This is a genomic window from Rhizobium sp. 01N447_2, assembly GCF_056399245.1.
The window spans coordinates 1-18,244 of sequence record NZ_JBFTQY010000037.1 but is presented as its reverse complement, the minus strand read 5'-3'; the positions used below and the strand labels follow the sequence as shown (position 1 = coordinate 18,244).

The following is an 18,244-nucleotide window of genomic DNA, read 5'->3' as shown; positions in this document are numbered from 1 at the left end:
CGATAGGATCGCTGATTGCTTCAGGCAATCATCCCTGTTCTAATGTGCATGAGCGCCGCCCGGACGGGACACTTTTTTCAACCCGGCTCCCGCTGCAGCGGTGTCCGCCAGGGACGCATCGCCGAGCGAGATGACGCCGGTTAGGCGTTTGTCACGATTGACGACGGGAAGGCGGCGGACCTGGACCTGCCCCATATTGCGGGTCACGTCGTCGACATCTTCGTCTTCGAAACAATATTTGACATCGCACGACATGACTTCGCGCACCTTTGCATCGCCCCCGAGCCCGTCGGCAAGCCCGCGCACGACGAGATCGCGGTCGGTGATCGTCCCGACGAGCCGGTCGTTGTCGCCGACCGGCAGGAAGCCGATCTGCCTGTCGGCCATGCATCTCGCGATTTCGGCTATCGTCTGACTAGGGTTGGCGATTTCTACATCGCGCGACATGATCTCTGACACTTTCATGGTCTTTCCTCCTGCTTGTGCGGTTAGCGGAACGTCAAACGTGAGAGTCGTTCCGAAAGGAGGCGGCTCCATTTATGCCCGCTCCTCCTGGTCGCTCCTCGAACCATCTTCAACGGGCTTATCAGGATCCGACCAGAGGGCCTGGACTTCTGCCGGCAGTCCGTGGCGCACTTTCCGCACCTTGCCCGGATCACTATAGTAACGTAGGCCCCCAAAACCGATCTTACGGTTGGCGTCGATTGAACATGATGATGGTTCGAATCTATCAAACCAGCCAGGGAGACGAAAGTTCCGGAAGCCATCGTTAATTGCTCCGGCCGCATCGTCAGGAATCCGACGTGCCCTCCTCCTCCACGAATATCCCCCAAGCGGCGATGAAGAGAGCGGCTATCAGCGGCCCGATCACGAAACCATTGATGCCTAGTAGAGAAATGCCGCCAATGGTGGAAATGAGGACAACATAGTCGGGAAGCTTGGTCTCCCTGCCGACCAGGCGCGGCCGCAGAAGATTATCGACAAGACCGATGACGAGGGCGCCGACCGCAACCAGCACAATCGCCTTCACCCAAAAGCCGGCAAGGGCCAGGTAAACGGCCGTGGGTATCCAGATCAATGCGGCGCCGACCGCAGGCAGCAGCGACAGGAAGCTCATCAGCACGCCCCACAGAAGGGCTGGTTCGACGCCGAGTGCCCAGAAGGCGATCCCGCCGATCGAACCCTGGATGATGGCGATGATAATATTGCCTCGCACGGTCGCGTGAATGACCGAGGTGAATTTGGAAGTGAAGCGCAGCGTATGGGCGTCGCTGAGAGGCAGCGCTCTTCTGATGACACCGGCAAGGCACGCCCATCCCGGAATACGAAGAACAGGAGATAGAGCATCACGCCGAAGGTCACGAAGAACCGCAGGGTGTTCTGGCCGAGGCTCAAGGCACGCCCGGCAAAGAAGCCGCCGCCCTGCATCAATGCCGAGGAAACGCGATCCTGAAACGTATCGGCGCCATTCAGCTCGATCTTCCGGAGCCAGTCGCGGAGGAACAAGGGCAACGCTTCCTGCATTTTCTGGATAAAGCTTCGGACATCGATCTCGCCGCTGTCCATGCGTTGGTAGAGAAGGTTGCCCTGCTGGACGAGTGAACTGAGGACGATCAGCCCGGGAATGATAACGACGCAAAGACAGATCAGCACGGAGAGCGCTGCAGCAAGGTTTGCCCACCCACCCAGCCGGGCCTCCAAACGGGCGTGAAACGGGAAGAAGATGATAGCGAGGACGACTGCCCAGAATATCGCCGAATAGAACGGTAGCACGACGGCGACGAACGCAATGGTCACGAGGACCAGAAGCACATAGAAACTGACACGCTGAAGGAGCATTCGATCTTTCCGCTTCGAGACCGCGATGATGGTAGCACAGATGCGGCGGTAGCGCTGGGCCTCCCCTCCACCCTAACGGCGCGATAACGCAGGCGCCGTCTCGCAACCGGCCGGAACTTCTACCTGCGATTTTCGTTATGCGGCTCATGTTAATGAAGCAATCAGTCCAGCCGACGCTCGGAACTACAATTCACGTAGAAGATCAGGATGTTCACATCATTGACGGTGGCAACCCACATGGCATTCCAGTCCTCCTGCTGCATGGCTGCGGCAGCCTTGCGCAGGAAATTTTGTTTCCCTTCGACAACAGCGATTTCCGGATCATTGCACCCGACCGCCCTGGCTATGGATTGAGCACGCCGCTTGCACCGGCTGAGCGTGGACCTGAGGGACAGTCCTTCTGGCTTGAACACCTTCTCGCCTCTCTTGACCTGCCGGAGGTGACGATCGTCGCGCACTCGATCGGCAGCGCAGCCGCGTTATACCTTGCGGCAAGAAGACCGGACCTGGTCAGGGGGCTTTTTCTCATCTCTCCATGTTGCAGGCCAGTGCCGCCGAAGCCGTTGATTGTGCTTAGATCGGCGGTCGCCCCGGTGGTCGGGCCGTTGATCCGCCAGCACGTCATCGGCCGGTGGCCCGCATTCTTTCTCGATCGAGGCCTGAGGTCGTCCTCCTTTCCCAATCCCCTGCCTTCTCATCTCTCGGACCTGCCGGCCTCTCACGTGGTCAATCCCATTACCATCCGCACGATGGCAGACGAGTTGCGCGCCTTCAACCGAGACATGGAGCGCCTTCCAGATCTGCCTGGCGATCTTCCCCTGCACGTTCTCTTCGGGATGGCGGACCGCGTGATTTCACCGAACTGGCATATCGATTGGCTTTGCAGGAAGCATCCGGGGCCGATCGTCAGATTGCTGAAAGGTGTCGGGCATTTGCCCCATCATGTGGTCCCTGCCGTGGCGCGACGGATGCTTGGTGACCTTGTGGAGGCATCCGCACAAGAAACGGAACTCCCGCGTGTGAGGAGCATCGGCTCGCAGGCGGTTGCGGAAGCGCCATCTCGCAAAGAGTACATGCCGGTCTTCAGAGGAGATGAATCCCCGGCCCTTTAATTCGAAGCGCCGCGGCATTCCAGAGCAACGATGGGGCAATACCAGACACAGGAGACCCGCGACCCGATCTCTGCCTTTAGGGTGGAGATGATTTTTCTATTGTGGCAAATGAAAAATCTGATTTACTGACGCTTCGCTGCTTGGCTTTAAGGGGGATATTGCCGATGCCGTGGACACGCAGAAATATTGTGCTTGGTGGATTGGCGTTACTTGGCGCCGGTGCAGTCCGGAAACCGGCATTCGCCGCGGCGTCTTCCTTTTTCGACGGCACCATCGTCGACAATGGCGTGACGTTCCGAAGAACCAACTTCGCCAAGATCGACAAGAAGTGGCACCGCCAGGTCGTCAAATATTTCAGCAGCGAGCCGATCGGCACCGTCGTCGTCGATACGAGACACCATTTCCTCTACGTGATCATGGAGAACAAGACGGCCATCCGCTACGGCGTCGGCGTCGGCCGCGAGGGCTTCAAATGGTTTGGCCGCGCGACGATCGACAGCAAATCGCTTTGGCCGCGCTGGACGCCGCCGCCTGAGATGCGCAAGCGCCATCCCGAACTGCCCGAATTCGTGGCGGGAGGCTCACCGAAAAATCCACTCGGTCCCCGCGCCATGTACCTGCATCGCGACGGCGTCGACACCGGCTATCGCTTCCACGGCACGCTGGAGCCGTGGAGCATCGGCAAGGATGCGTCGAGCGGCTGTATCCGCATGTTCAATGAAGACGCCATCGATCTTTACCAGCGTTGCCCGATCGGCACCGCGGTGCAGGTTCTGCCGCATATTGCCGATCAGGCTGAGAATGCCGCGCAGGTCAGCCAAACAACTCCGGTCGAATGAGGAATATCACCCTGATGTCTGCTCCGACCGGATATGTGAGGCGCCTTGCCGCCGCAGCCATGCTCCTGGCGCTCGCCGCCTGCAGCACCACCGATATCGCCTCCGTGGAAGAACCTGCTGCGGCGCCGATGACCGGCCAGACCAACGATCCGGCGCCCGGTTTCGAGAATGTTGCGATGGGCAGCGAAGAGGATTTCATCCTCAATGTCGGCCGGCGGATCTACTTCAAGCAGGATTCCGCAACACTCGATTCCGTCGCCATGGCAACCCTGGATAACCAAGCCGCCTGGCTCAACAAGAACCCGTCCTGGCTGCTCAAGCTGCAGGGCTTTGCCGACGATTCCGGTTCCGCATCCAAGATGGAGACGCTGTCGCAGAAGCGCGCCGATGCGGCGATGGCCTATCTCGCCTCGAAGGGCGTGGAGGCCAGACGCATGTGGGCCAAGGGCTACGGCAACGACCGCGAAGTCCGCGACTGCACGGAGCGCTCTTGCAAGGTCCAGAACAGGCGCGTCGTCTCCAATCTGCGTGCTCAGCCTGACGCGGTCTGATCCAGCTCGAACCACTCAACGCTTGGCGCAGAGGCGCCAAGCGCTATCGGCCCGGCTCAGCTCGAATACGACATGGATCTCGCTAGCCTGCGTTTAATACGAAGGTGGCAGTACATGTTCGAGTGGTGACGGCAGATCGATGATGAACCTGATATCCGCGGCATTCGACGCCACAATCAGCTGGTAATCACCCGGTTCGGCGCGGAAGGCCCCGGCCTCGATGTCGAAATAAGCGAGATCGCGCGGCAGGATCTTCATTACGGCCGTCCCAGTCTCACCGGGCGGCAACGAAAGCTTTGCGAAGGCGCGCAGCTCCTTGTCCGGCCGCTCCACTCTGGACTTTGGCGAACGCACATAGAGCTGGACCAGTTCCGACCCGGCCCTGTCGCCGATATTGGTCAGATCGATGCTGACAGTCACGCCTTCGGCACCCATGTCGCTCGTCGACAGGCGCGGCTCACCCCAGCTGAAGCGCGTATATCCAAGGCCGAAACCGAAGGGGAAGAGCGGCTCGACAGCGCGTGTATCGTGGTGACGGTAGCCGACGAACACGCCTTCGGCATAGCGCACATACCCATCCTTACCCGGATAGACGGCTGGATCGCCCGTCATGGCGGAATTGTCGGCAAGCGTTTTCGGGAATGTCTGCGGCAGGCGTCCACCGGGCTCGACGTCGCCGAACAGGACATCGGCGACGGCATTGCCCAGCTCCTGCCCGGGATACCAGATCTGCAACACGGCGCGAACCTTGCCGAGCCAGGGCATTTCCACCGGGCCGCCGGTCTGCAGCACGACCACTGTGTTGGCGTTGACGGCCGCAACCCGCTCGATCAGCTCTTCCTGCCGGCCCGGAAGCCGCATGTCGGGCAGGTCCAAGCCCTCGGTATCCCATTCGCCGTCGCGGCCGACGAAGAGAAGCGCCACATCTGCATTCAGCGCCGTCTCGACGGCTTCCTGCATATCGGCCTCGCCCAAGGGCTTTTCGACGCCGAACCGAATGGCCGTGAGGTTGATCCCCTCCCCGTTCGCCACCGGGGGATCATACTCGACGGTAACGGCATGGGCTCGGCCCGCATCGAGCGCCACCGTGCCGCGCTGTTCGTCATTGGCCGTGCCGAAATAGTTTTCGCCGCGTGTCCAGCCGTCATGGCCGTCGACCGTGAGCCTGCCATCGACGAAGAGCCGGGCCAGTCCGGCATTGGTCATGCCGAAGACATGATCGCCGCTCTCCTCCGGCACGAATTGCATCGTCATCCGCGCCGAAAAATCGGCGGGGTCGAGTTCGCCTGACGGCAGCTCGAACCAGAAGAACTCGCCCTTGTCGACGGTCTCGACGTGAAGCGGATTGCCCTGGCAACCACGCCCCTTGAAATATTCGACGGTGATCTTTCCCTTGGCCACCTCGATCAGACGGTTATGGCGGCAGCCGACGGCGTGGCTGACGCTGTTGGCATTCGAAAGGGCGGCTCGAATCCCTTCGAGCGGGCTGACTGTATAATGCGCCGCGATCTGCGCGCTGCCGCCGCCCATGACACGCGCGCTCGCAGCGTTGGGTCCGATCACGGCGATCCGGTCGAGCGACGTCTTGGCAAGCGGCAGGATGCCGTCGTTCTTCAAAAGGACTGCGCCTTCTGCGCCGAGACGCCGGATCAGCGCCCGGTCCTCCGGCAGGTCGACTGCCTGCTCCGTGAGATCGGGCCTTTTCTCGAACGCACCGACCCGCTCGAGCAGAAGCAGGATCCGCCGCGCCGCCGCCCGCACGGTCGCCGCTTCGACCCGACCCTTGCGCACGGCGGCAACCAGCTTCTCGCCGCGATCGCGCGCCGGACCGGGCATTTCGAGATCGAGACCGGCATTGATCGTCTCGGCCGTCGAATGCGAACCGAACCAGTCGGACATGACGATCCCGTCGAATCCCCATTCCTCGCGTAGCACCTTGGTCAGCAGCCACTCATGCTCGCTGGTATAGGTGCCGTTGAGGCGGTTATAGGAAGACATGACGGMCATAACGCCGGCGCGCCTGACAGCCTGTTCGAAGGGCGGAAAGTAGATTTCGCGCAGCGTCCGCTCGTCGATATCGGAAGACATGGTCTGCCGCTCGATCTCGGATTCGTTGCCGGCGAAGTGCTTGACCGTCGCCGCGATCCCCTGACTCTGTACGCCCTTGATATAGGCGACGGCCAGTTCCGCGGTCAGCATCGGATCCTCGGAATAACATTCGAAATTTCGCCCGTTAAGGCCGGAACGATGGATATTCACCGTGGGTGCGAGCAGCACGGCGGCACCCTTGCTCCTCGCCTGGTGGGCAAGTGCCACGCCCATGCGCTCGACGAGATCGGGATTCCAGGTGGCGCCGAGCGCGATGGCCACAGGAAAGCAGGTCGCCTTGACGCCGCCGACTAGCGAGCCCGCGCCGCGAGCCCCATTCGGCCCGTCCGTCACCTTGATCTTCGGCACATCAAGACGCTCGACGGGAACGGTCGTCCAGAAATCAGCGCCAGACAGCAGCGAGACCTGCTCCTCGAGCGTCATCTTGTCGAGAATGGAATCGATCATGCAAACCTCCCCTTCAATGGAATTCGGGCATTGCGAAGTGYTKGCCGAGCATGCCCGGGCAATTCATCCGGTGGCGACGCCAACTTCTCTACGCACCAGGCAGTTCTTAAACCTACCGATTACTCGGTATTTTTAAGATGTCAACCGCCGAGCCGTGATATATGGATAGAGGGCGGGAGAAGGGGCAGGCGGAAGAGACGATGGCAGAATTTTTCGAACCGAAGACCGGACAGGAGGAAAAGCGACGGCGCCGATCTCGCAAGGGCGAAGCGCGCCGCGCGGAGATCCTGTCGGCTGCGATGCGGCGCTTTGCCGAAGACGGCTATCAGAATGCCGCCATCGGCGATGTGGCTCGCGACGTCGGCCTGTCGCTGCCCGGCCTGCTGCACCATTTCCCGACCAAGGTCGATCTCCTGCTAGGCATTCTGGACAAGCGCGATCTCGAATGTGAAAGCTACATCGGGCCCTATCGCTCCGATCTCCGCGGCCTGCTCAAGGGCATGGTCGGGGTCTTCCGCCGCAACGCCGAAATGATCGAGGTTATCAGGGCCTTCGCCATCCTGAATGCCGAGAGCCTGATGAAGGATCACCCGGCCAAAGCATGGTTTCTCGATCGCGCCACCCAGCTGCAGGACGACATCGCCGCGACCTTCGAAAGGGCCATCGCCGATGGCTCGATAGACCGCAAAATCGATGGCAGGGCGATGGCGGCCGAGCTGATCGCCGTGATGGACGGCCTTCAGATGCTCTGGCTGCGCGATCCCACCCGCTTCGATATGGTCGGCGGGTTGGAAGCCTATGTCAGCCGCCTGCTGGCGAGCCTTGGCCTGGAGGACTGAGTTTTGGCTTGCGACTCTGCGCTCGGGAGCCGGTCGCGGATGACGCTCCATCGGAAGATCTTTCATCCATCAAAGCGTGCCAACCAGGCCATAATGCGGCTTACAGCTTCGTAATAGCGCTGCCCGACAAGCAGACCGGTATGTGTCGTACCCCAGAGACCTAAATACTCGCTGCCGATGTGACGTGCTGTCGCCCGGCCTCGATGTTCATCGGATTCGTCGTTGATGGCGCAAATGACGAGGCTGGGACAGGCGATCTTCTCGCCTTTGATGGAAATCCCCTCCGCCCCGAAATGAAAGGAAAATGCGCTGAATGCCTTTGCAGATTCCATTGACAGGTACTTCCGCTGGAATTCGATATCCTCGAATGTTTCATCGACGCTGATTTGCTCGTCGCGCACGGGAGCAGGTACGACGAGGCCGGGCATTCGCAACGCGAGATCGCGATAGGGCGCCTCCGCGTGCACTTCCTTGCAAATGCTGGAATCGATCAAGACCAGCCCGGCAATCTTCACACTTTCCGCCAGTTTCTGGCTCAGGATTCCGCCCATGCTGAATCCGATCACGATGGGCGGGGTTCCACATTCTTTGATGATTTCGGCGATCACCAGCCGGATGTCTTCCAGGTAATCTTCAAACAGGATTTTTGTGAAATCCACCGACCTGCTTTTGTAGTGGCCCCGCAGGTTGACGCAATAAGAGTTCCATCCAGCCGATATGAAATGAGGAATGTATTTGCTCCACATCCAGCTCCCGGTAAAGGCGCCGTGGACGAAGAGCAAAGGCGGCCGAACGGACTGCCTCGAAGCGCTGTGCGCATGAAATATTTCGAGAAATAAGTCRTTCTCTCCGATGTATTTTTCCGTGTGCTCGGGTCGTTCTTTTGCATAGTCCCGCATACCGCTCGCTCCTTTGATATTGGCTGGTCGCGCATCGAGACAGAGGATATTTTCTATGCAATATTGATCAATGGCACCTCGTGGCCGTACATAAAGGACAAAATATCTTCAATCAGGTGCTAATGTGGAGARTCTCGCAAGCGTTGTCGCCTTCGTTCACGCCGTCGAACAGCAGAGCTATGTTGCAGCCGCTAGGGTTGCCGGAGTTTCGCCGTCCGCGATCGGAAAGGCAGTGGCGCGTCTCGAAAGCCGGCTGGGCGTGCGGCTCTTCAATCGGACAACGCGCAGTATCAGCCTGACTGAGGAAGGAGCGGTCCTCTACGAGCGCTACAAACGCATCATCGACGACATGGATGATGCAGAAGCCACAATCTCACGAAGCCGGGAACGTCCAAGGGGGCGCCTTCGCGTCAGTGTGCCGCATATCGTCGGGCACCATCTTCTTATGCCGATCCTGCCTATTTTTGCCGAGATCGAACTGGACATCGATTTCGAAGACAAGATGATAGACCTGGTGGCAGAGGGCCTGGATGTCGTCGTGCGGAGTGGCGAGCTCGCCGATGCTCGATTGATTGCCCGCCATCTTGGCGACCAGCATTTCGTCGTTTGCGGAAGTCCCGATTATTTCAACCGCCATGGACAACCGGAGACGCCGGATGACCTCTCCCAACATGCCTGCATTCACTTCAAATACCCGTCCAGCGGCCGGCTCGCACCATGGGCATTCCGCTCGCCATACGATCGGGTAATTTTCCCGAGAAGCCTTACATTCAACAATACGGACGCAGGGCTACGGGCAGCACGGGACGGTTTGGGGATCGCGCATCTGCCTGTCTACGTCGCAGAGCCCCCTACGCGAACCGGGAGTTTGGTCCCCGTCCTGACCTCCTTCATGGTGCCGTATGGCTCGCTCTCGCTCGTCTGGCCGTCCAATCGTCAGCTTTCACCAAAAGTCCGCGCTTTCGTGGATTTTGTTGTTGCGAACTTTGCCGCCCGACCCGACGCTTTTCGACCAGCGCCAAGTTTGTCGCGATGATCGAGCTCGGCTGAATGCCGAAGCACGACAGCGCCACGCGTCCTTCTCACCGATTGGACATCATTCCCCCACCTATGACCGTGAGGTGCAAGGCATCGAGTATGGGGCCGAGCGCGGACAAGCGGATGAGATCCCATGCGGGGCCATCGGCCTCAATGCTGGCCGTAGCGCGATCATAGACGGCAACGCACTGCTTGTTGGTGATCCGGGACATGTAGAGAATGCCGTCGAAATCGGTGCGATCGTAGATTTCCTGACTGAGCCGGCGTCCGCTGGTCTGTGCCCTGGCTCGAACGGCATCTGTCGAAACCCCGAGCAGGTTTGCGCCTTCGTAGCGCAGGTCGAGCAGGAAAAGCGGACTGGGGTTTCGGATAACGGCGATCGAATAGCGGTCGAACTCCTCCCGCAGTATCAATCGCTCGGCCTTGCCTTGAAACCGGTCACGAACGATCGTCTCCGCGATCGCCGTCGCGGGATCCTGAGCGAGATAGAGCAACCGGAACTTATCCCTCGGGCTCGAAAACCGCGTCTTGCCGAAGCCCATACCGAGAGGCGTCGCGGCGTGAGCGCGCGAGATGATTCTGACATAGTCGGTGATGTCGGCGCGAACGGCGAGGCGCTGCAGGACGGCCTTGTCGAGCGTCATTGCGCGGAGAAATAGGTCTGGGCCGCGTCGACGACCTCGTCCGCATGATCCTGTTGCAAGAGGTTTATGGGCCTGCGCCCGCCCAGCATGGGATTCGGCTGGCTGAGCCAAAGCCATGCTACCCGCTGATTGGAAACGAGAGCGGCAATCGTTCCTATGCCCTTTGCCGGACGCCCGTCGATGAATTGTTCGATCGGATAGACGTGCTTCCTCGTTCCTTTCAGCAGCGCGATGACCTCGCCGGCATGCTGCCAGCGATTGAGGGTGGAGCGCGCAATTCCGAAATCGCGCTGGAGTTCATTTGCGCCGGCAACCGGCCCCGCCCAATCTTCGAGCTTGCGGGCAACCGCAAGCTCGTCCAGCAATCGCTCGCCTTCCTCCGCCGTGGCGATCTTCCCAAGCCCTTCGCCTTTGGAGGGTTCCACGGCCTTCGGAATTTCAAGCGCGATCTTGCCGCCATCAGGTGCATCGCTGAAGGACTCTACCAGACCACGAATGCGGCGGGTAAGTTCGCCCTGTCGCTTGCTGAGTTCGCGTCGCACGCTAACGGGAAGATCGACAATGGCCGCCGCCGCCGCTCCCGCAATTCTGGCGGACAGGGCAACCGAGCCGGACTCGAATGTAGCGTCGGCTCTCAGCACATCGGCGACTTTGGCGGCAACACGATCGGCAACCTGCGCCTGACGAGCACGACCCTGCTGCACATGGGAACCAGCCATGAAACTATCTCCATTCTTAGAGGAGCTGATATAGTCTCAAATGGCCAATTTGTCCAGTTTGTCTCATTAATCGGCTTTTGCTCTATGGTGAGACCCCGCAACGCCTCGCGGCATCGAAGCGGCAAGGCGTGATCTCCCCGGAGGAACATCAGGCCTTTTGTAGCTTCCAGGTCCGGATTTCAAACGGCATGATGTCGGCTGGTCCCTTCCGCTCCATCGGCTCTTCGAGAATGTTCAGCGGCTGCGATACCTTCCATCCGGAAGGCAGGCTAAGGGCGAGGCTGCCGCGCCGGCCGGCCGGTTCGTAAAGACGCAGGATAAGCCCATCGCCCTCTTCCGCCGGCTTCAGGCCTGAGAAAGCGACGGGGATGCCGCTGATCGCAAGCGGCGCGAAAGTGYCGGCGGAGAGGCCGCTGGATTCAGCCGAGACGAGCGGTTGGTTGAGATCAATCGCCTCGTCGAGAACGCCGCCTTCATGCCAGGCACCTTCATGCGGCATCAGCGCATAGGTGAAGCTCTGCTCACCTTCGTCGGCGAGCGGATCCGGATAGATCGGCCCGCGCACGAGGCTCATGCCGATCACGTTGCCGCGGGCGCTATGGCCGTATTTGGCATTGTTGAGCAGCGCGACTCCGAAATCCGGCTCGCTGATATCGACGAAGCGGTGCGCGACGGCCTCGAACATCGCCTGTTCCCAGGACGTATTCGTGTGCGTAGCCCGCTCGACGATGCCGAAGGCGCATTCGAAGGTCGCCTTGCGGGCCTGCGCGGCGACCGGGTTCAGGGTGCGCAGAAGTGTGCGGCGATCATGCCAGTCGATCGTCGTTTCGATGTCGAGCCGCCTGGCGTTGGCCTTCAGCACATAGGTCTGCGTGACGCTCGAATTCCGGTAACGGTAAACGACGCGGATCGCCGCGCGGTGCGGCCCTTCTTCAACGAGGGTGATACTGTCAGGCGCAACGAGGCGGATGGCCTTTTCGGCATAATCCGCGTCGATGTCCCAGGCGTCCCAGTTGCGCGGCTTGTCAKCCGGATAGACCCAGAGCTGATTTGCCGAGCCGTCGACCGCTTCCCGGCCCGATGCCTTGTGAATGAGGCTCACCACCGCCCCGTCCTTGCCGATGGCGACCGAGAGGTGGTCGTTTTCGAGATGGTCGTGACCTGCCTTCAGCCCGCCCGCCGGCTTGAGCGAGCCCTTGTCGAAAACCGCGACGGACAAGGGCGCGACGAGATCCGCGGTCGCGACGACCGTGCCGTCGGAGAGCGTTGCGCTGAGCGGCCTCGGCGCGAGGGACGGATTGACGACGACGAGGGCATCGCCAACCCCGCCCTTCGGCAGCTTGGCCGACAGCGCTTGCAATCCCCCCGCCTGTTCGGCCTTGGCATGTTCGATGACGCCGTCCAGTTCCTGCTCTGCATCCTGATAGACTTCGCGGATGCTCGAGCCCGGCAGAATGTCATGGAACTCGTTCTTCAGCACCACGCGCCAATCCGACTCGAGGCTTCGGGGCCTGCCTGCTCCGAGCATATGCGCCAGCGAAGCGATGGTTTCCGCGGTGATCAGCGCCCGTTCGGCCCGGCGGTGCTTGCGCTTGACGCCGCTTTGCGACGTCAGCGTGGCGCGGTGCAGTTCGAGATAGATTTCGCCATCCCACACCGGAAGGTTCTTTTCCCCAGCGGTGCGGTGTGCCTGCTCGTAATAGCTTTTGACGGTGCCCCATCGCGCCTGCGGGATAGCCGGGAAATCGCGCAACTGCACTTCGCGCTCGACCATCTCCGGCGTGACGCCGCCGCCGCCGTCGCCGTAACCGACGGCCAGAAGCGAAGTATCGTGCTGCGTCTTGCCGCGGAAATTCTTCCATGTCGGCACGTAACAATCGGGTTGCACTAAGCCGTTATAACCCTGCATCGGATTGTCGAACGTATGGGTCAGCACCCGGCTGCCGTCGAGGCCCTTCCACCAGAAGAGATCGGAGGGAATATGGTTGGTCTCGCTCCAGTTGACCTTGATCGTGAAGAAGCTGTCGATGCCACCCTGTCTCAGGATTTGCGGCAACGCGCCGGAAAAGCCGAAGCAGTCCGGCAGCCAGCAGACCGTATGGCGGGTGCCGAAGGTCTTTTCGAAATAGCGCTGGCCATAGAGAATTTGACGGGCGAGGCTTTCGCCGGTCGGCATGTTCGTGTCGGGCTCCACCCACATGCCGCCGACGGTTTCCCACTTTCCGTCCACGACCTTCTTCTTGATGCGCTCGAGAAGCGCCGGGTCTTCTTCTTCCATCTGCGCGTAATAATGGGCGGTCGATTGATTGAAGCGGAAATCGTCGGAGCGTTCCATCAGCGAGAGCGCCGTATTGAAGGTGCGCCGCATTTTCCGCTGGGTCTCGCGATAAGGCCAAAGCCAGGCGAGATCGATATGCGCATGGCCGGTCAGCAGCAATTCTCCGTTCGGGGGAAAGCGCTTCTGCAGCTCCTTCAACCGCGCCGTCAGAGCCTTGAAGGCTGCGGCTGCCGAGCCGCTCTGCTCGTCTGTGAGGCCTGCCGGATTAACMTCAAGTTCCGGCAGTTCCCAGATCTTCTGCTGCATGACGGCGCTGGATGTGCGGGAGATATAGGCCGCCGTATCCGACGGCCAGTCGAGGCTGCGCAACGCATGCTCGGCGGCATCCATCAGGTGCGGCACGACTTCATGCTCGCCCAGCACCTCGATTGCCTCAGAAACCTGCTTCAACAGAAGATGCAGGCGATGAGCCGGTCCATCGAGCCAGATAAACCGCGCCTTGTTGAGCTTGGGCGCTCGATTGGGCTCGCCGAACGGAAAGCGGGCGACGGTTTCTGTTGCGATCGAGAAGCGGCGGCCCTTCACCGGGAATTCCTGATGATAGGGATCGAGACCGAATGTTTCCGTCTCGCCATCGGGATAGCTCAGCGTAATCAGGCTCTCGCCGCCGAGATCGAGCTGCAGGCGAATATCTGCGAGAGGCCACGCCTCCGGCGCTTCAGCAGTGGCGGCAAAATGCACCACCCCCTGGCGGTGCGGCCAATCCTGGTGATGTGCGATCGGCTCGCCCTCGAAAGTCCAGCCGTCGATCGTAGCACTTTGTCGATCTCGCCAATGCGCCAACTCGGCAATGCGAACTTTCAGACGATCGAGGCGCTGGGCAATGGTCAGAGGCATGGCTTATCCTGTTGAAAATCGACGGCTGGCAATCTTGTCGTCATGCTTTTGGGGTCGTGGTCATGGTTTTGGGGGAGATGAAGATGGCGCGACCGACATCGCGATTGCCCGGCCCCTCCTCCAAGCGGGCTTGCAGAGTCTTAGATTAAGTAACTTTGATTTGGCGTCAAGCCCGGAAGAAGTGAACCGGGGTTTACCGGGGTTTACCGGGTGTCACCGTGACGCCATGTTCTTGCGAAAGCTTGCTTGCTCGACCAGACGCTCTCGTGCGTGAGGTTAGATTACAAGGAGCACACCGAAAGTCGCTCCACCAAATTGCAGGACATAACTCGACTGCTCGGGCAAACTTCGCTTCCCGCCACCACGCCATTCAACAATTCCGCACCTTGCAGACCGAGATCGTAATATGGCAAAGCGGCAGTGGTCAGCTCCGGCCTCAGCGCCAGGGAAACCGTCCGGAAATCGTCAAAGCCGACAATACTGACATCCTCGGGAATCCGAAGACCCATTGCCATCGCCGCGATGTAGACTTGGATCGCCATTTCGTCGTTGCCGCTCATGATTGCGGTCGGTCGATCCTTTTGTTGAAGCATCTCGGTGGCGGCAGCAAAAACGTAATTCTTCTCTGCTCCAACCGGTCCTTCCATGCCTAGACGGATACTAAGGTCGCTCTCCGCAAGGCCAAAGTCTCCGGTGGTTTTGCGGCAAGCATCGAGGCGCAGTTCCGCGCCAAGCAAAATGGGATTGAGTCGGATGTAGCCGATCTTTCGATGGCCCCTTTCAAGCAGATAGCGTGTCAGATCCTGCGCACCCTGGTAGTCATCGGGTTCGATTGACGGCAACAATTCGCTCGTGCGAGGTCGACAGTTGATCATGACTGTGGGGATACCGACGTCGCCGGTTTCGGGGTCAACGATGCGATGGTACATCGTTACGTAGAGAACACCGTCAATGCGGTGCGATTGGAACATTTTCCAAATTTTAATTTCCTGCTCGGACGCACCGCCGGTGTTTGCCATCAGGATGGTCTTGCCGTTGGCATTGGCCCAATCCTGGATCCCGCGAACGATATCCACTGAATAAGGCGTCGTCGACACGTAGTCAGCGATGATACCAAATGTGTTGGAGCGACTTGAGCGTATTTGGCGCGCGGCCATATTGGGCACATATCCGAGGTCTCGAATTGCCCTTTCGACCCTCTCCCTCGTTTCCTCGGTCACATATGGTTCGCCGTTGATAACGCGAGACACAGTTTTGTTGGAAACCCCCGCCACTTTCGCGACGCTGACTATGCTCACCATCTACGCCAATCTCCTTGCCCGGATTCGTTTTAAACCAGACGCATGACAACGTCGACATATTTTTCTGACAACGTCGTCATTCCATATTGACAACGTCGTCATACGAGGCCTACCTTCGCACCAAGAAGGAGGGCTCAGTGCAAGTGCAGCGAGCCGACAGGGAGGAATCAATGAAGAAATTGCTTGGTGCCAGCGCACTCGCGCTTGTTTTCATGGCCGCCACTGCCAATGCCGAAACCATCAACATTCTGGTGGAAGGCGGCGGCGAAATGTTGCAGAAGGCGGTCGCCGAGAAGTTTACTGCCGACACAGGCATCAAGGTGAACTTCACGGTCGTTCCCTATCAGGGTGTCTTTGACAAATTCTCAGCCGAGATCGCGTCTGGCTCTTCCGCGTTCGATGTCGTGACGATCGACGTCGTGTGGAATGCGAAGTTTGCAAGCCACATCGAGGATCTCTCGGCTCTTTTCACCGATGCGGTTCGCGCGGATCTGCCGCCTGTCTTGCTTGCCGATGCGAAGGTCGGTGACAAGCTGATCGGCATGCCTGCCTGGGCCAATGCCGAGATCGTGTTCTATCGCAAGGATCTGTTTGATAAGGCTGAGGAAAAGGAGGCTTTTCAGGCGAAGTATGGCTATCCTCTCGCGCCGCCAAAAACCTGGCAGCAGTGGCGCGACATTGCGAAATTCTTCACGCGTGACACTGACGGCGATGGAAAGACTGATTTCTGGGGCACCGACACGATCGGCACGTTTTCAGAGGAATGGATGGCGCATGTGCTGCAGGCGGGTTCGCCAGGGGTGATCCTCGATAAGGACGGACAGGTCATTATCGACAACGAGGCGCACAAGAAGGCACTTGAATTCTACATCGCGCCACATTGCATTGATCATTCCGTCCCGGAAAATGTAAACGAAATCGGCTGGGGCGAGGCGCAGAACCTGTTCTACCAGGGCAAAACAGCCATGATGAAGTTCTGGGCGCACGCCTACAAGATGACGCCTCCGGATTCAAAGGTCAGCGGCAAGGTCGGCGTGATGCCGATGCTGGCCGGCGACGCCGGGATCGCAGCTGTTCCCGGCCCTTGGTACAACGTCGTTCCCTCGACATCCCAGCACAAGGATGCAGCGAAAAAATTCATCTCGTTTGCTATCGCCAATAATGCCCTGGGTATCGAAGCTCCCCTCGGCCTTGCCGCGACGAATTCCGCCTATCGCAGCTATTCAGGCAAGGCCGGCTATGAGCACTTTCCCCCACTTCTTGAGACGCTGAGCGCGCCTGCCACCCAGGGCCGGCCGATCAATGAAAAATATCAGGAAATCGTCGATGAAGCTGTTCTCCCGGCTATCCAGCAGGCGCTGACCTGCAAGGCGGATGTCGGCGAGGTCCTGGCGGAAGCCAAGGAAACGATCGAGGACATTCTCAACTAGCCTCGTACATTCCTCCACATCGTGGGGCAAAATATGCCCCACCCTTAGCTTTCGGAGACGGACATGTCGGGTGAAGACCGATTTGTACTTTGCATGCTCGCGCCTGCAGTCGCCATCCTCGGGGTGCTGGTCGCTTACCCGGTGGGGCTCCTGGTATTCGATTCCTTTTTCAAGGTCGATACGATCACGCCCCATATTCGCGAATGGGTCGGCCTGCAGAACTATGTCGATGCCTTGACGTCGAAACGTGTCATGGAAAGCGCTCTGCGGACCGTTCAGTATTCGCTCTTCGCGCTGTTTTTTGAGTTCACGTTCGGCTTCTGTGCGGCGTTGCTTTTTTCGGCGCTTGCCGGTCAATCGCGGTGGCATCGCACGATCTTCGCTCTGCCGCTGATGGTTCCGCCGATCGTCGCGGGTCTGCTTTGGCGGTTTCTGCTCGTCGGCAATATCGGCATTCTGAACTACGGGCTCGTCCGTTTGGGTCTGATAAGCGATCCAGAAGCGATCGCATGGTTGTCCAGCGAAGATATCGTCATTTATTCTGTTTCCTTTGCCGACATCTGGCTGACGACTTCCTTTGTCGCCCTTGTGTCCTATGCCGGGCTGACGAACATCCCGAAAGACCTGCTGGAGGCAGCGCGGATCGACGGGGCGAATGCGCTCAAGCGCTTCTGGCATGTCACCCTTCCCCTCATGCGGCCAGTGATCGCCGTCGTGGTGATCGTGCGGGGCGTGGATGCTGCAAAGACATTCGACCTGATCTGGATACAGACGCAGGGTGGTCCCAGTCATGCTTCCGAAGTGTTCTCTATGAACATCTACCAGCGCATGGTTCGGTTCGGCGATCTCGGCGAGGCTTCCGCGTCAGGAACATTGTTCCTCATCGTCATGATGCTTTTGGCGGCAGTCGCCTATTGGAAGATATGGAGGCCGGTCCATGCGTAGAGCTACCCGCCTCAATCTCAGCGGAATCCTGATCAACGCGGCAGCCCTCGTGTTGGTGCTATCCTACGCGCTGCCATACATCTATCTCCTGATGACCTCCATCAAGCCCGCGGCTGATGTGCAGCAGATCCCGCCAAGCTTCTTTCCGGCCGTTGTATCGTTCGAGAACTTCCGCGAAGTGCTGCGATCCTCCACCTTGCCGAGAGCCTTCGTCAATTCCTTGACCGTCGCGGTGCTGACGACGGCTCTCTCGCTTTCGGTGGCCGTGCCTGCCGCTTACGTCGCCACGCAGTACCGGCGCCGGATCACCACCATTTTCCTGCTCTTCGCACTGGTGACGCGCATGGTGCCATCGGT

Annotated in this window: 15 protein-coding genes and 1 pseudogene; 8 read left to right on the top strand and 8 right to left on the bottom strand. The window is 59.5% G+C overall.

All coding sequences use genetic code 11. The features are described 5' to 3' along the window. Positions 1–39: 39 nt before the first annotated feature. Together AC1ECN_RS22840 and AC1ECN_RS22835 are read right to left on the bottom strand one after the other, a co-directional pair. Entirely contained in the window at positions 40–465 is a 426-nt protein-coding gene (locus AC1ECN_RS22840; protein ID WP_164582401.1) for a CBS domain-containing protein, read from the bottom strand. A gap of 325 nt (positions 466–790) precedes the next feature. Next, positions 791–1,839, bottom strand: a pseudogene (locus AC1ECN_RS22835) (AI-2E family transporter). 137 nt (positions 1,840–1,976) lie between these two features. Between AC1ECN_RS22835 and AC1ECN_RS22830 the strand changes: the two are divergent. From AC1ECN_RS22830 to AC1ECN_RS22820, 3 genes are all read left to right on the top strand, one after another. Beyond that, entirely contained in the window at positions 1,977–2,951 is a 975-nt protein-coding gene (locus AC1ECN_RS22830; RefSeq protein ID WP_024321577.1) for an alpha/beta fold hydrolase, read from the top strand. A 164-nt stretch (positions 2,952–3,115) separates the two neighbouring features. Further along, positions 3,116–3,790, top strand: a complete 675-nt coding sequence (locus tag AC1ECN_RS22825; RefSeq protein ID WP_024321578.1) for a L,D-transpeptidase — start codon at positions 3,116–3,118, stop codon at positions 3,788–3,790. Between the two features lie 14 nt (positions 3,791–3,804). After that, positions 3,805–4,341 carry an OmpA family protein gene (locus AC1ECN_RS22820; RefSeq protein WP_024321579.1) on the top strand — a complete coding sequence of 179 codons (537 nt, stop codon included), beginning with the start codon at positions 3,805–3,807 and terminating at the stop codon, positions 4,339–4,341. Positions 4,342–4,434: 93 nt separating this feature from the next. Here AC1ECN_RS22820 and AC1ECN_RS22815 read toward each other — a convergent pair whose 3' ends face one another. After that, a complete protein-coding gene (locus AC1ECN_RS22815) occupies positions 4,435–6,897 on the bottom strand; it encodes a glycoside hydrolase family 3 C-terminal domain-containing protein (protein ID WP_477954159.1) in 2,463 nt (820 codons plus the stop codon). A 200-nt stretch (positions 6,898–7,097) separates the two neighbouring features. Here AC1ECN_RS22815 and AC1ECN_RS22810 point away from each other — a divergent pair, with 200 nt between their 5' ends. Beyond that, a complete protein-coding gene (locus AC1ECN_RS22810; RefSeq protein WP_027688118.1) occupies positions 7,098–7,736 on the top strand; it encodes a TetR/AcrR family transcriptional regulator in 639 nt (212 codons plus the stop codon). A gap of 62 nt (positions 7,737–7,798) precedes the next feature. Here the strand turns inward: AC1ECN_RS22810 and AC1ECN_RS22805 are convergent, their stop codons facing one another. Then, positions 7,799–8,635 (bottom strand): alpha/beta hydrolase, encoded by an 837-nt coding sequence (locus AC1ECN_RS22805; protein WP_027688119.1) that lies wholly within the window; start codon positions 8,633–8,635, stop codon positions 7,799–7,801. A 124-nt stretch (positions 8,636–8,759) separates the two neighbouring features. Between AC1ECN_RS22805 and AC1ECN_RS22800 the strand changes: the two genes are divergently transcribed. Continuing rightward, positions 8,760–9,671, top strand: a complete 912-nt coding sequence (locus AC1ECN_RS22800) for a LysR family transcriptional regulator (protein WP_477954156.1) — start codon at positions 8,760–8,762, stop codon at positions 9,669–9,671. Positions 9,672–9,717: 46 nt separating this feature from the next. Here the strand turns inward: AC1ECN_RS22800 and AC1ECN_RS22795 are convergent, their stop codons facing one another. The 4 genes from AC1ECN_RS22795 to AC1ECN_RS22780 form a co-directional block, all read right to left on the bottom strand. Next, positions 9,718–10,317 (bottom strand): RES family NAD+ phosphorylase, encoded by a 600-nt coding sequence (locus tag AC1ECN_RS22795; protein WP_130673659.1) that lies wholly within the window; start codon positions 10,315–10,317, stop codon positions 9,718–9,720. Then, complete coding sequence (locus AC1ECN_RS22790) at positions 10,314–11,036, bottom strand: antitoxin Xre/MbcA/ParS-like domain-containing protein (RefSeq protein WP_027688122.1); 723 nt, start codon at positions 11,034–11,036, stop codon at positions 10,314–10,316. The genes AC1ECN_RS22795 and AC1ECN_RS22790 overlap by 4 nt, the downstream gene beginning before the upstream one ends. A gap of 148 nt (positions 11,037–11,184) precedes the next feature. After that, positions 11,185–14,211, bottom strand: coding sequence for an alpha-mannosidase (locus AC1ECN_RS22785; RefSeq protein WP_477954155.1), 3,027 nt, complete (start codon positions 14,209–14,211; stop codon positions 11,185–11,187). 281 nt (positions 14,212–14,492) lie between these two features. Continuing rightward, positions 14,493–15,512, bottom strand: a complete 1,020-nt coding sequence (locus AC1ECN_RS22780; protein ID WP_477954154.1) for a LacI family DNA-binding transcriptional regulator — start codon at positions 15,510–15,512, stop codon at positions 14,493–14,495. A gap of 170 nt (positions 15,513–15,682) precedes the next feature. On the opposite strand from AC1ECN_RS22780, the gene AC1ECN_RS22775 reads away from it, so the two are divergent. The 3 genes from AC1ECN_RS22775 to AC1ECN_RS22765 form a co-directional block, all read left to right on the top strand. After that, complete coding sequence (locus AC1ECN_RS22775) at positions 15,683–16,942, top strand: ABC transporter substrate-binding protein (RefSeq protein ID WP_027688125.1); 1,260 nt, start codon at positions 15,683–15,685, stop codon at positions 16,940–16,942. 63 nt (positions 16,943–17,005) lie between these two features. Beyond that, positions 17,006–17,887 (top strand): carbohydrate ABC transporter permease, encoded by an 882-nt coding sequence (locus AC1ECN_RS22770; RefSeq protein ID WP_020047465.1) that lies wholly within the window; start codon positions 17,006–17,008, stop codon positions 17,885–17,887. Further along, a partial coding sequence (locus AC1ECN_RS22765) for an ABC transporter permease family protein (RefSeq protein ID WP_477954152.1) occupies positions 17,880–18,244 on the top strand: 365 nt, incomplete at its 3' end. The genes AC1ECN_RS22770 and AC1ECN_RS22765, both read left to right, overlap by 8 nt.

Coding starts and splice junctions, on each gene's coding strand:
- AC1ECN_RS22840 (WP_164582401.1), bottom strand. CDS start 465: ATGAAAGTGTCAGAGATCATGTCGCGCGATGTAGAAATCGCCAACCCT.
- AC1ECN_RS22830 (WP_024321577.1), top strand. CDS start 1,977: ATGCGGCTCATGTTAATGAAGCAATCAGTCCAGCCGACGCTCGGAACT.
- AC1ECN_RS22825 (WP_024321578.1), top strand. CDS start 3,116: ATGCCGTGGACACGCAGAAATATTGTGCTTGGTGGATTGGCGTTACTT.
- AC1ECN_RS22820 (WP_024321579.1), top strand. CDS start 3,805: ATGTCTGCTCCGACCGGATATGTGAGGCGCCTTGCCGCCGCAGCCATG.
- AC1ECN_RS22810 (WP_027688118.1), top strand. CDS start 7,098: ATGGCAGAATTTTTCGAACCGAAGACCGGACAGGAGGAAAAGCGACGG.
- AC1ECN_RS22795 (WP_130673659.1), bottom strand. CDS start 10,317: ATGACGCTCGACAAGGCCGTCCTGCAGCGCCTCGCCGTTCGCGCCGAC.
- AC1ECN_RS22790 (WP_027688122.1), bottom strand. CDS start 11,036: ATGGCTGGTTCCCATGTGCAGCAGGGTCGTGCTCGTCAGGCGCAGGTT.
- AC1ECN_RS22780 (WP_477954154.1), bottom strand. CDS start 15,512: ATGGTGAGCATAGTCAGCGTCGCGAAAGTGGCGGGGGTTTCCAACAAA.
- AC1ECN_RS22775 (WP_027688125.1), top strand. CDS start 15,683: ATGAAGAAATTGCTTGGTGCCAGCGCACTCGCGCTTGTTTTCATGGCC.
- AC1ECN_RS22770 (WP_020047465.1), top strand. CDS start 17,006: ATGTCGGGTGAAGACCGATTTGTACTTTGCATGCTCGCGCCTGCAGTC.